Below are 12,607 nucleotides of genomic sequence, written 5' to 3' on the forward strand. Positions count from 1 at the left end.
TGCTCCTCATTCTCGTACATAAGAAGAGATTAAAAAGGCAGATTGTTGAGTTTTAATATTAAACTTTTTCTTAAGGCTTTTTTGTTCAGGTAATGTAAACGGACCATGCACGCTGAGGCACAGAAGCATACTGTTCACGTCTTCTACTACTTCCCCCGCAATAAAATCACTGTCACTAACCAAGGTGTTACCACGTAATTTCAGATAATCCTGCTTGTCATATTGAAAATAAATAATTGGTTTGTCTGCTAATAAAAAATCATACGCGATTGATGAATAGTCAGTAATTAAGGTTTCTGCATCTGCCAGCCAAGGATATATATTCTTTCCACTGGGGTATAAATAAAGGTGAGGGTGCGAAGGCAGGGCTTGCACATTTTCACTATCAGGCAGCGCCATGGCATCGCCAAATTGCCTTGAAATAAAAGGGTGAAATTTTAAAACAAAAGAGCGTTTATTTTTTTCGCACCATTCGTTTATCTTATCCAAATCTAATGGGTAATCGTTATCTCCCCAATCGCGGTAAGTGGGGGCATAAACAATAATACTGCCTGTGGTGTTTTGAATATGCGTCAATGTGCTAAGCGGCTCGGCGTTGATCCAGTCTCGTTCTTGAGGTAATTGACTAAAAACGTCATTTCGAGGGTAGCCGTAATCTAAATAGCGTTTGGCCCTAAAAATAGTGGGAAAGACGTGTTCGTTAAACCATGATGAACTAGATATGAAAGCATCATCACAAATGTCAGGGTAATGAATATTTCCGCTCAACGCTTTATAAGGTAACCCGTGCCATAGCTGTATGACAGGAATAAACCTTCTAAAAAGGGTGAAGGTATTGCCGGTGAACTCATGGTCTACCACCATTTTTTTAGCCCGCACCATGTGCCATAGCCCCTGAAGCGAAAACAAGCGTAATAGATGGTTGTCGGCATCCAGCATGGTTAAATCTTGCTTGATGTCTCTGCCTATCAACCAAGGTTCATCAGGGTGTTGTCTACGGTGTTGTCGGTATGCTAACAGCATGTTGGTATCGAAAAATTGTTCCGCGTAGTACACATAGCCCCGTTGAGGAACCATGCTTCTCAATACCTTGATGATGAATGAGAATAACGTAAACCGTAATGACTTAAATTTTTCGCTTATAGGCGTTTTGTACGGTCGAATTGTCGAGCGAAGGTTCGTGCCACCCTTTGGGGATGGGTTTGGAGCTTGAGCTGTGGCGACGCTCTCGCTTTCAACCGAGGTATAAAGCTGATTTGGGCTAAACCCTCTTGCTATAAGCCCTTTGGCGACACTGTGTGTGTAAGGGCCGCTACAAAGAATAACCATGGCATCAGGTTTTGATTGAGCGTGCGAGTTTATAATTCCATCTGCCTGCTTTAAATTGTCAGCAAGCCCGCAGACATTAAACCCTTCAGCCGTTAGTGCACTCGCAAGCGCCCTTCCTGCTGGGTTGGCTGGCGCTACGTATACTGGTTGTGAGGTATTAAAATTACTCTGCATAGTAATGCGCTCTCGTTAAGCTTTCGCCAATGCCAATGCCAATGCCAATGCGTGGCCAATCCGTATCTAGTGCGTGGCTACGTTTTATAATTTATAAAGAATAAATAATAAAACGTAGCCATGACGTTGACTGCCAAAGTAAAAATTTAAGCCAAATATTCAAGCAGTGCTGCCAGCATCAACAGTTATGGTTGTACCCGTAATTGATTTTGCGCTATCACTTAATAAATATAATACCGCCCCCGCCGCATCTTCAGGCGTAGCAAGTGTGCCAAGGGGGCTACGGCGTTTCACCGCTTCAAGCTTGTCGCCAGTAAGGCTATCTGTCATGTCAGTTTGCATGTAGCCAGGGGCTACGCAATTCACCGTTATACCGGCTTTGCCGACTTCCCGAGCAAGGGAACGGGTAAATCCTTCAAGCGCCGCTTTACTGGCGGCGTAAACGCTCAAACCATTAAACCCTGTATTGGCAATAATCGAGGAAATGTTGATTATTCGTCCTGTGCGGTTAAGTAACATGGCGCGAGACAAATATTTGGTCAGTAAAATGGGCGCTTGAACATTCACATTCAGCAGTGTGTTTATCTCGCTATTATGCATAGTGGCCAATACACCATCGAACCCTACGGCGGCATTGTTAATAAGCGCGTAAGGTCTACCGTGTATTTTCACTATTGATTTAGTCAGTTCGTGAAGTGATTCAAGGTTCCCTAAATCAAATGGAATATGGCTAACATTATTGCTGCTACACAATGCATCAAGGGCGGCACTACTTGCCCGTGAAATTGCCACCACTTGGTAGTTATCGGCTGCCAGCAGGTGGCATATTGCAAGGCCTAACCCGCGACTCGCGCCCGTCACAATCACTAGTTTCTTATTTGATGTTGGCTGCTGCATATATTTACTCTGTAGACGCTTGCTGTGCTCTGCCTATCTTGCCTGTGGCGTTGATGGCTATGCTATCAGTAACGTTAAGTTTTGTAGGTATTTCGAATCGGTCAAGATGCTTTTTGCAATGTAGCAATAACGCAATCGCGGGTTTTGTCTCAGTGTCTTTACTAGTACAAAGCACAACATCGGCCACAACGAGTTGCCCCATGATGCTACTATGCTTTGCATAGACTCGAGCTTGTGACACTAATGGCGATTGTAATAGCACTTGTTCTACATGTTCGGGGTGCACTTTTTGCCCACCGACGTTAATGGCACCATTTGCTCTGCCTTTAAAGTAAACACGATTGTCTTTAATTATTACTACATCATTTGTGTTTACGTAGCCTTGTGAATCGACCTCTACAATGGTGTTATTTATCTTGTTTAATTTAGTGTTTTGCGCTGCGTTAGCCTTGATCCAAAGTACATTTTCGCTATCCACTTTTAAGCTATTACCATTCACTCCCGAAGTTAGCCATCGTTTTGGGAAACCAGGCTGACCGTCGGTAACCGCAAAGCCTACACCAGCTTCAGTAGATGCATATACATGCATAATTTTTGCGTTCGAAAATTGGCTTGCCAATAGGGCCATCAACGGGGCATCGGTAATTTCTCCCCCAAGAGTTATCTTCTCGATAGTGAAAGTAGGCGAGCTATCTGAAAAAGCGCCGCTTAATAAAAATTGACGCCAGAGGGTGGGGGTGGCGGAAATCGCATTTACTTTTTCGCGCCTAATGATATCTACTTTTTGGGCGGTATCTGCGGTGGTGCAATCTACTAACGTGGCGCCATTGAGCAGGCTTTGTAAGATTACTTGCAGGCCTGCATAGCGAAAGGGTTGGTAGCATAATGCCCAGCGGGTTTGCTGATGTTGCCGTCCGTGTTTAATAGCGCGGCATAAACTAGAGCTAGTATGAGCAATCCATTTGGGCGTACCTGTCGTGCCAGACGTGGCTAAGTGCCACACGGTTGCAGCTGGTTTTATGTGTGTGTTATCTACCGTGTTTGTGCTGCTGTTATATGCGTTGCTTGTATTAGGGAGGGCAAGCGGGGCTTCAGGTTGTAGATATAAATTTTCCACCACGCCTTCATAGGCTAGCAAATAGGTTACAAAGGTGGTTAGATCATCAAAAGTAAGTACCGCCTGGCAAGGCAAATTTCCCTTAGCGCGTAATGCTTTGGCTTTGGCAATTAGGGTTTCGTAAGTGGTGTATTGAATAGCTTGAGCGTTATCATTAACACTACTCTCTGCCCTTGTATTGTGAACAAGGGCAATACCTGTAAATTTTGAAACCTGCTCGAGCAGCGATAACACCCTGTTAGCCCTTTAATGCACTTGCATAAAGCGTGGTGAATTCTCCAAAAGTACGTGGGTATACGGCTAGTTGCATCTCGCTGAAAGGGTCAATACCTAAGTCTTCTTCAAGCTGCGCCACTAACATGGCAAACCCCAGTGAATCTAAACCGCTTTGAAGCAGTACGGTTTCATCATTAATGGTGTCGATGAGCGTACAATCTGCAATGACAGCTACATTGGACATAGTATCTAAAATAGTTTGCGCTAACTCAGTTCTGTTTAAATCGCTCATTAGTCTCGTTCATTATTGATGGTTTAAGGTTTAGCAAAATGTATATATTGTGCGGCTGCGCCAATTTGTTTTGGTAGCATTGAAAGCACTTTTTCCCGTTTTAAAAGCCACTGCTTTTGATGGTATAAAAAGCGCTTTACCGTAACAATAGTGCCGTCTGTTTTTTCGTCTGTTCGATCTTCAAGTGCATCGTATTGAAACAACTTGTGCATTTTGAGCACTGATTGGTTGAACGACAGCACCTCAGCATACAATGTCGCTGCATTTTTACCGATAAATGCGTAATCAAGTGCGGCAATTTCCAATAATAACCCTGACCCCGGCCACACATTGTCCTCACCTATATAACACCCCCATTCCAAGCAGGGTGTTGTCAGTTCATGAGGGTTCTCAATGGCGTCAACTAGGGTGAAATTTAATACTCCAACAGGGCGCTCGTTTTGCAAAAACACAAAGAACTGCTTCTTTGAATCATTTTTAAGTGTTTCAAACCAGCTAAGGTGCTGTTGCCAGCTTATCTCATTGGTCGAATGCATGTTTGCGCGTATATGCGGTAAATTACGCCACCTAAGCACCGTTTCAAGGTGTGTGTCGTTTAAAGGTATAAATTGGCTATTAGGTGACATTTTAGCTTTTGTGCTAGTTGTTTTCGCATTAGCTACTACTGGAATATGTGTCATGGGATTAAATAAGATCCCAGCTCATAGGGGTGCCTTTTGTCACATCGCATTTGACAGGCTTTCCTAACAACATGGGCAAATTTTTCACAGGTAAACCAAGACCAGGTCTAATTGAGCGCAAGTTTGTTGGCGTTAAAATATCACCCGCCTTCAAATCGTTAGCGATATAAAGCGAACGCCTGTGTACCCGTGAATTAATCTCGGCCTCGGTACAGCCATAATTGACTTCGCCCACTGCAATACGTGCGCGCTGACTTTCTTCTACTAGCTGTTTAAATTCTTTAGGTTCTAAAGAAAATGCTGCGTCCACACCGCCTGCATTTCTATCTATAACAAAATGTTTTTCAATAACACTTGCACCGAGTGCGGCAGCGGCAATAGCTACCCCTATGCCTGTAGTGTGATCAGATAATCCCACATGGCATCCAAACATGGCTTTTAAATGGGGCAAGGTCAGTAAGTTAGCGTTTACTGGGTCGGCAGGGTATTGGCTAGTGCATTTAAGTAGCACGTAATTTTCACAGCCGTTGTCACGTAACACATCTACCGCTTCTGAAATTTCTGTCAAACTCGCCATACCGGTAGACACAATAACGGGTTTGCCCGTTTTAGCCACGGCAGCAATAAGCGCGTGGTCGGTATTTTCAAATGAGGCTATTTTATAACAAGGTACGTCTAGGCTTTCCAGAAATGCGACTGAAGTGAGATCGAATGGCGTACTAAAGGCAACCATGCCTTTTGCTTTAGCGCGTTCAAAAATAGCGTTATGCCACTCCCATGGTGTAAAGGCTTTTTCATATAACTGATATAAAGACGAACCGTGCCACAGGCTACTCTCATCATCAATATAGAACTCGCCAGTAGCAATATCTAATGTCATGGTATCAGCAGTGTAAGTCTGTAACTTTAACGCATGAACACCAGCCTTGGCGGCAGCGTCTACCATGGCCAATGCAACATCAAGGTCTTGGTTATGGTTACCGGATAATTCTGCAATAATAAAAGGGGGCTGAGTGTCACCAATAGTATGATGACCAATTGAAAATGTATCCACGTTAGCCTTCCTCTCTTAATATTTTTCTGTTTAACACTGTATTGCCTTTTATCTTGTTCATCTGCGCGACTATGACGTCAACCACTGCAACAGCGCCGCCATCTATTGGAACGAGCTTAGAGGCGATTTGAGACATGTGTTGTCGAGCGGTTGCGTCATTCAATAACGCAAAGGCAGAATGCGCAATGGCGTCCTGCGTAACTGTTTCGCTTTCACCAAGCCAGTTGCAGGCTCCCAATTCTGACAGATATTGTGTTGTCGCGACTTGGTTGGCGGCAAGTGTTATAACAATGCTAGGCAGAGCCGAAACACAGCGCTCCCAATGCATACTTCCACCTGCGCCAATCATTATTGTCGCGTGCTGCATAAGCACTGCCATTTGTGTGGTATCTACGTGCAATGTCATAGTAGGAAACTGCGCCACCTTGGTAACAATTTGGGCGTAATCCACATGTTGGCTACCAATCACAACATCAACGTCAAAAAGTGAAGCGTCCAGCTTACTTATCGCTGATAAGGTTTTATCGGTTACATTCTCGGGATCTGTACCCCCAAAGCAAACTAGAATACGTTTTCTTTTTTCTTTCTCGTTGGTTTCAAGTGCGATGTTGGGTATGTGGTTTAGGTTTCCTTTTGCGGTTCTTTTAGGGGAAGCCGCGTAGAACTCTTCTCGCAATAACGTGTACTGTGGCCCCAAAAGCGTGATGCAATCTTTCGGAACAAGACTTTCATATCGTGAAGTGCTATTTGGCAGCAAGTTGCCATCTAAAAGCAGATCGCAGTGGTGTTTTCTATTGGCAAGATCATCAATCACCATCACACCCGAAACTTTCTTGTATAAACGTGTTTCGTAGTGAGCGTCTAAGCTATAGTGGTCGATAATAATCAGGTCAGTTTCAGGCGACATTACCGCTAATGTATTCGCCGCGTGTTGCGCCGGGTCGTTGTCTATATCAGCAATAACATGTACATCGTACCCAGAAGCTTTTATCTTGGATGAAAGCGCAGCCCCGCTGTGACTGACAATAAATTCGCAATACGCACCGTTACGCAGTGCTCGAGCCAAGGTAAGGCACCGCATAACGTGGCCAGCACCAATAGCGATGGAAGCATCAACGCGGAAAGCGACTTTTAACATTCACCCATCTCTTTAAGTACTTTGTACAACACTTCTGCACGCTTCCAATCTTCGGGTGTATCGATATCTTGAACAAGGTGTGATGGGAGTTTAATCATGCGAGATTGAGGAGAAAATACCCGCTTAGTTTTATCTAGCCATGTATTGGCATAAGCAACGTATAGCTGCCCAGCATCATGAAAGGTGTCGGGTAAATCTTGCGAGCGTTTACCAATCGTTTCAGGATTAAATGGCATTACTTCACCATATTCAGATTGCAATAGTGCTCGTTGAATAGGGAAAGAGAATTGATTTACCGTAAAGACAAACTCAGCATTATCTTGCTGAAGCCGGTGAACAGCATCATCCATTAGCGACCCACTTAAAAAAGGTGCGGTAGCATACAAGCACGCACAAACATTAACATCCCACCCCAGAGCGACTAACGATTCTAGCGCACTGCGAATTACCGGCGTAGTACCTGTCTTGTCGTCTGCCAGTGATACCTCTCTTAAGAAAGGAACTTCTGCGCCATATTGAATGGCAATATCGGCAATTTCCCTATCGTCAGTGGACACCACGACTTTATCAATAGCAATACTGCTAAGTGCGGCTTCTATTGAGTAGGCAATAATAGGCTTACCCCGAAATAACTTAATATTCTTTCGAGGAATGCGCTTACTTCCGCCTCGGGCTGGAATAATGGCTATATTCATGAGTAACGTGCTCTATACCTTTGCTTTCATTACGGCTTCATTTTTTGTACTCGCGGCACTTATCAAGCGACGAGTAAGCGTGCTTCTTTTACTTTATCGGCCACAAATGAAATTTGTGAAGGCGTAAGATCTGGAAATAGTGGAAGGGTAACTGCTTGTGTGTAGTAGGTTTCGGCATTCGGGCAATAACCCTTTTTGAAGCCTAAAGCTTGATAGTAAGGCTGAAGATAAATCGGAATATAATGAACATGCCCTACAATACCTTGTTCGCGCAAGAACGTTATAGCCTGGCGATGCTGAGTGTCATCAATGCCAATGAACCGAACCACATAGAGGTGAAAACTACTATAGCTGTTTTCGTCGACGACTAACGGTGCTATCTCGACTTGGCTATCGGCCAGCAGCTCGTGCATTTCAAAAAATAACTGGTTGTAACGCTCAGCATGTTGATTACGCTTTTCTACAAATTGGGGCAATTTAGCAAGTTGGCTTAAACCTAGTGCTGCTTCTACATCGTTCATGCGGTAGTTAAAGCCCAACAAGTGCTGCTGATAATACCAAGGACCGTGGGAAGGTTCGGTTAGTAAAGCGGGATCGGAAGATACACCATGACTTCTTTGAAGTGCCATTTGGTTGTGCAGTTCTTCGCTATTGGTAAGCGCCATACCACCTTCCATCGTGGTAATGATTTTAACGGGGTGAAAACTAAAAATACAAATATCTGAAAACTCGCAGCTACCTACGTTTTTGTCGTTGTAACGAGCGCCTACCGCATGTGAAGCATCTTCGATTATTCGAAATTGATACCGTGTTGCAAGTTTCGCAAGTTCAGCCATGTCGCAGGACTGCCCTGCAAAATGAACGGGTATCAGTACTTTAGGTAGCGCGTTGTCGCGTTCTGCCGCTTCAAGTTTTTCAGCAAGGGCGCGCATGCACATATTGCCGGTGGAGAAATCAATATCCACGAAATCCACATCTGCGCCACAGTAAAGGGCGCAGTTTGCTGATGCCACAAAAGAGTTTGGTGATGTCCATACACAATCACCTAAACCCACATTGAGTGCCAAGCAGGCAAGGTGTAATGCGGAAGTGGCGCTGTTGGTTGCTACAGCATGATTGGCATTGCAATAACTGGCCATCGATTGTTCAAACTTAGGTACAGCGGGGCCCTGTGTAAGCCAATCCGATTTTAGGGCTGACACTACTGCCTCAATATCATCGTCATCTAAATGCTGACGACCATAAGGGATCATGCCTCAGACTCCTCGTTAAACTGAATTATTTCATCAACAGTTAAAAACGAAGGGTTTGTATCTGATATATATTCGAAACCTTCCGCTACTGGCTTACCTTTTTCATCAAGGGCATTGCTAGTAAAATTGTTGCTGCGGTGAAAGAATTTAATGGCCGGCGCAATCACGAAATGATCGTCAAATTCGTAAGTGTGAAACGCCATATCGCCGGGGCACATCATTTCGTGTAGCTTTTCACCTGGTCGTATACCAATAATCTTTATAGGTAAGTTAGGTGCCATCGCTTTTGCTAATTCGGTAATGCGAATAGAGGGGATTTTAGGAACAAAAATCTCTCCGCCAAGCATACGCGCAAAGTTTTTCAATACAAAATCTACGCCTTGCTGAAGCGTGATCCAGAATCGCGTCATATCTTGATGCGTAATAGGTATATGGTCGTTACCTTCATCAATTAATTTATTGAAAAAAGGCACCACTGAGCCTCTAGATCCCACAACGTTACCGTAGCGTACCACTGAGAATCGAGGTTTCTTACCGCCAACCATATTATTAGCAGCTACAAATAATTTATCTGAAGCGAGTTTTGTTGCACCGTATAGATTGACAGGATTAGCCGCTTTGTCAGTGGATAATGCAATGACTTTACTCACACCGTTATCGATGGCGGCGTTAATCACATTTTCAGCGCCATCTATATTGGTGCGTATACACTCGGTTGGGTTGTACTCTGCAGCAGGCACTTGCTTCATAGCAGCGGCATGGATAACATAATCAACACCTTGCATAGCACGGGTTAACCGGTCTTTATCACGAACATCACCAATGAAATATCGCATACAAGAGGCGTTAAATTTCTGTTGCATTTCGTATTGCTTGAGTTCATCACGAGAGTAGATGATTAAGCGCTTAGGTTTGTAACGAGACAACAAGGTTTCTGTATATTTGTGTCCAAAAGACCCAGTACCACCTGTTATCAGTATTGATTTACCGTCGAACATGTCTCGCTCGCTATTTTTATCATTATGAAAATAAATATATCATGTGTCGGCGCGAATGCCATAAACCATTAGTTTTTAACAGTTCCTATTCGCTATATTTCGCTTTTAAATACAAATTTAGCACGCCAATCTATATATGAGTATGTCAATGTATACTTATTAATGATGAAGTGGGGTACTTGAGTATCGTAAAATGCTGTATAATTACTGAACTAATTACCGTAATTATCACTTAACCGGAGGTTAATATGTTGAAAGTTGATTCTGACATAGGCAGTTCGCTTCTTCAGCAAGTACAAGAAAAGCAAAATACGCTTTTGGAAAAACTTGCGTCCGGCAAAGAAATTAATAGCGCTTCAGACGGCGCAGCGGCCCAACAAATTATTGACCGTTTAACCTCTGAGGTTGAAGGCAATCGTCAGGCTGTTAATAACGTTTATGATGGCATTTCGTTAGCCCAAGTCGCTGAAGGCGGGTTAAGTAACATCAATGATGATGTTAACCGTATACGTGAACTTACCATTCAGTCAGGTAATGGCGTTTTAAGCGACGGCGACCGTCAAGCACTGCAATCTGAAATATCACAGCTTCAAGAGAACATCAGCTTTACCATTGAACAAACCAATTTTGCAGGTAAACCCTTGTTGTCAGACAACGGCGCGCTAAGTTTTCAAGTTGGGGCGAATGGTGGCAATTCAGTTGATGTTAAAACCCAAGATATTGGCAGCCAACTATCAGATGTTCTTTCTATCGATTTAACCTCTGGTAGTAGTGTTGATGATGCGTTAAGTGCCACTGACGAAGCGATAGAAATTTTGGGTGGCGCACGTGGGGATTTGGGCGCTACGCAAAATAGTTTGGCTAGTACTGCTCGAAATTTAACCCAATCCAATGTGAACACCGCAGAAGCACGTAGTCGAATTCAAGATTTAGATTACGCTCAAGCAAGCTCTCAACAAGCGGCAAATGATGTGCAAGGACAAGCGGCTTTAACGGTTCAAGCCCAAGCGAATCAGCAGCAAGGGCAGGTTTTGGCGTTGCTCAGTTAAACATTAAATTTGAGTGAGTTATTCGAAAGAAGCAGGGAATCCTGCTTTTTTTATTGCTACATTTCCGAAAACACCAGTTGCGCTGCGATCTTTTGTCGTTACAATTTACAAATGCGCTAAACTGTAAATAATAACAAAGCGTTCTCGGGGATTTGATGAAGGATATTTTGCTGGTTAGTGATAGCCAGGAACTAATTCATAGCTTAGAAACCATAGTCACCTTTTTGGGAGAGTCGTGTCAGTCACGAGGGCTTTCTGACTGTGAAAGTTACCTGAAAGAAAAGGGCGCAGATGCGGTACTTATTGAGTACGCGTCACCGTCAGTGGTGAATTCACTGGTTGCTCGTTTTCCACACATACCATTCGTTGCCATTTTACATTCAAATGGCGAAGTGGCCGCGTCGTGCAATTTAGTCAGCGTGATCACCTTACCGCTTACTTACCCAGTACTAACGCAATCAATTCACCGATGCCAAGAATACAGCCGCAGAAAGCCGGGTAAAACCCGCGCTGGTGGGTCTAAAACTCGCCTGTTTAGAAGTTTGGTTGGTAAAAGCGACGAAATTCAGATTGTGCGTAGGTTGGTAGAGCAAGTGGCTCCAACAGAGGCAACAGTGCTAATTTTGGGGGAGTCTGGTACAGGTAAGGAAGTGGTAGCACGTAATGTACATTTCTTGTCAGAACGTAAAGATGGCCCCTTTATTCCTGTTAACTGCGGTGCTATTCCCGGCGAGCTTCTTGAAAGTGAACTATTTGGTCACGAAAAAGGCGCGTTTACTGGAGCTATAAGTGCGCGAAAAGGCCGTTTTGAATTAGCCGAGGGTGGAACATTATTTCTAGATGAAATTGGCGACATGCCGTTGCAGATGCAAGTCAAACTGCTGCGGGTACTGCAAGAGCGTATTTACGAGCGAGTGGGTGGTAGTAAGCCTCAACAATGCAATGTTCGTATTATTGCGGCTACCCATCGTCATCTAGAAACTATGATCAAAGAAGATAAGTTTCGTGAAGATCTCTACTACCGCTTAAATGTGTTCCCTATTGATAGCCCTGCATTACGTCAACGCAAAGACGACATCCCGTTACTGCTGCAAGAACTCAACAGCCGTATTCAAGGGGATGGTGTAGATAGTGTGAGGTTCACTGAACGCGCAATAGAATCGTTAATGGAACATAATTGGGCGGGTAATGTTCGTGAACTCTCAAATTTAGTTGAGCGCCTGAGTATACTTTATCCCGGTCAAATCGTTGATGTGGCCGACCTTCCAGAGAAATACCAGTACGGTGAAATTCACGCGTACGAACCAGATTACCCCGAAGAGTTGCTAGAGCGAGACGCGTTTAATGCGCTTTTCGCAGAATCAGCTTCGCAAGACCCGTACGATGAACCAGAAGAAGAGTCTGACTTGCCGGTTTCTTCCTCACTTCCTGAAGAAGGGGTTAATCTAAAAGAGTATCTTTCTGAGCTTGAGATCACCCTTATTCGCCAAGCCTTAGAACAACAAGAGTGGGTCGTTGCTCGCGCTGCTGATAAGCTCGGAATGCGTAGAACTACCCTTGTTGAGAAAATGCGTAAGTACGATATTCAGCGTATGGAAGAAGTTTAACGTCAATTACCTGACGTTAAACTTCTGCCTTAAATTATCGTAACTATCTGATAAATATCATCTAAAAAATTGGCATGCCTTCTGCTATATAAAATCATATACACAAAC

The 12,607-nt window shown here is 43.9% G+C and carries 12 protein-coding genes; 2 read left to right on the forward strand and 10 right to left on the reverse strand.

Going from position 1 to position 12,607, the window contains the following annotated elements; translation table 11 throughout:
* Window positions 1-6 precede the first annotated feature (6 nt).
* The 10 genes from J5X92_RS00790 to pseB form a co-directional block, all read right to left on the reverse strand.
* Window positions 7-1,503 carry a CDP-glycerol glycerophosphotransferase family protein gene (locus J5X92_RS00790; protein ID WP_208804249.1) on the reverse strand — a complete coding sequence of 499 codons (1,497 nt, stop codon included), beginning with the start codon at window positions 1,501-1,503 and terminating at the stop codon, window positions 7-9.
* Window positions 1,504-1,662: 159 nt separating this feature from the next.
* Window positions 1,663-2,400 (reverse strand): SDR family oxidoreductase, encoded by a 738-nt coding sequence (locus tag J5X92_RS00795; RefSeq protein ID WP_208804251.1) that lies wholly within the window; start codon window positions 2,398-2,400, stop codon window positions 1,663-1,665.
* A 4-nt stretch (window positions 2,401-2,404) separates the two neighbouring features.
* Window positions 2,405-3,751, reverse strand: a complete 1,347-nt coding sequence (locus J5X92_RS00800; RefSeq protein WP_208804253.1) for a fatty acid--CoA ligase family protein — start codon at window positions 3,749-3,751, stop codon at window positions 2,405-2,407.
* Window positions 3,752-3,755: 4 nt separating this feature from the next.
* A complete protein-coding gene (locus J5X92_RS00805; RefSeq protein WP_013785118.1) occupies window positions 3,756-4,025 on the reverse strand; it encodes an acyl carrier protein in 270 nt (89 codons plus the stop codon).
* 23 nt (window positions 4,026-4,048) lie between these two features.
* Window positions 4,049-4,705 (reverse strand): UDP-4-amino-4,6-dideoxy-N-acetyl-beta-L-altrosamine N-acetyltransferase, encoded by a 657-nt coding sequence (pseH, locus tag J5X92_RS00810; protein WP_208804255.1) that lies wholly within the window; start codon window positions 4,703-4,705, stop codon window positions 4,049-4,051.
* Between the two features lie 4 nt (window positions 4,706-4,709).
* Window positions 4,710-5,759 (reverse strand): pseudaminic acid synthase, encoded by a 1,050-nt coding sequence (gene pseI / locus J5X92_RS00815; protein ID WP_208804256.1) that lies wholly within the window; start codon window positions 5,757-5,759, stop codon window positions 4,710-4,712.
* A gap of 1 nt (window position 5,760) precedes the next feature.
* Window positions 5,761-6,897, reverse strand: coding sequence for a UDP-2,4-diacetamido-2,4,6-trideoxy-beta-L-altropyranose hydrolase (gene pseG, locus J5X92_RS00820; RefSeq protein ID WP_208804257.1), 1,137 nt, complete (start codon window positions 6,895-6,897; stop codon window positions 5,761-5,763).
* Window positions 6,891-7,592 (reverse strand): pseudaminic acid cytidylyltransferase, encoded by a 702-nt coding sequence (gene pseF / locus J5X92_RS00825; protein WP_013785114.1) that lies wholly within the window; start codon window positions 7,590-7,592, stop codon window positions 6,891-6,893. Before pseF ends, pseG begins: the two co-directional genes overlap by 7 nt.
* Window positions 7,593-7,654: 62 nt before the next feature.
* Complete coding sequence (gene pseC / locus J5X92_RS00830) at window positions 7,655-8,845, reverse strand: UDP-4-amino-4,6-dideoxy-N-acetyl-beta-L-altrosamine transaminase (protein WP_208804258.1); 1,191 nt, start codon at window positions 8,843-8,845, stop codon at window positions 7,655-7,657.
* Window positions 8,842-9,843: a UDP-N-acetylglucosamine 4,6-dehydratase (inverting) gene (gene pseB, locus J5X92_RS00835; RefSeq protein ID WP_013785112.1), complete on the reverse strand. Its 1,002-nt coding sequence runs from the start codon at window positions 9,841-9,843 to the stop codon at window positions 8,842-8,844. Before pseB ends, pseC begins: the two co-directional genes overlap by 4 nt.
* 248 nt (window positions 9,844-10,091) lie before the next feature.
* Here pseB and J5X92_RS00840 point away from each other — a divergent pair, with 248 nt between their 5' ends.
* Both J5X92_RS00840 and J5X92_RS00845 read left to right on the forward strand, forming a co-directional pair.
* Window positions 10,092-10,892 (forward strand): flagellin, encoded by an 801-nt coding sequence (locus J5X92_RS00840; RefSeq protein ID WP_013785111.1) that lies wholly within the window; start codon window positions 10,092-10,094, stop codon window positions 10,890-10,892.
* Window positions 10,893-11,047: 155 nt separating this feature from the next.
* Window positions 11,048-12,499 carry a sigma-54 dependent transcriptional regulator gene (locus tag J5X92_RS00845; RefSeq protein WP_208804259.1) on the forward strand — a complete coding sequence of 484 codons (1,452 nt, stop codon included), beginning with the start codon at window positions 11,048-11,050 and terminating at the stop codon, window positions 12,497-12,499.
* Window positions 12,500-12,607: the final 108 nt, after the last annotated feature.

This window comes from Alteromonas sp. K632G (assembly GCF_017653625.1).
Taxonomy (GTDB): domain Bacteria; phylum Pseudomonadota; class Gammaproteobacteria; order Enterobacterales; family Alteromonadaceae; genus Alteromonas; species Alteromonas naphthalenivorans.

Bases quoted from the DNA above. Each gene is read 5' to 3' on its own strand.
- J5X92_RS00845 (WP_208804259.1), top strand. From the start codon at position 11,048: ATGAAGGATATTTTGCTGGTTAGTGATAGCCAGGAACTAATTCATAGC.
- J5X92_RS00805 (WP_013785118.1), bottom strand. From the start codon at position 4,025: ATGAGCGATTTAAACAGAACTGAGTTAGCGCAAACTATTTTAGATACT.
- J5X92_RS00795 (WP_208804251.1), bottom strand. From the start codon at position 2,400: ATGCAGCAGCCAACATCAAATAAGAAACTAGTGATTGTGACGGGCGCG.
- pseG (WP_208804257.1), bottom strand. From the start codon at position 6,897: ATGTTAAAAGTCGCTTTCCGCGTTGATGCTTCCATCGCTATTGGTGCT.
- pseF (WP_013785114.1), bottom strand. From the start codon at position 7,592: ATGAATATAGCCATTATTCCAGCCCGAGGCGGAAGTAAGCGCATTCCT.
- J5X92_RS00840 (WP_013785111.1), top strand. From the start codon at position 10,092: ATGTTGAAAGTTGATTCTGACATAGGCAGTTCGCTTCTTCAGCAAGTA.
- pseC (WP_208804258.1), bottom strand. From the start codon at position 8,845: ATGATCCCTTATGGTCGTCAGCATTTAGATGACGATGATATTGAGGCA.
- pseB (WP_013785112.1), bottom strand. From the start codon at position 9,843: ATGTTCGACGGTAAATCAATACTGATAACAGGTGGTACTGGGTCTTTT.
- J5X92_RS00790 (WP_208804249.1), bottom strand. From the start codon at position 1,503: ATGCAGAGTAATTTTAATACCTCACAACCAGTATACGTAGCGCCAGCC.
- pseH (WP_208804255.1), bottom strand. From the start codon at position 4,705: ATGACACATATTCCAGTAGTAGCTAATGCGAAAACAACTAGCACAAAA.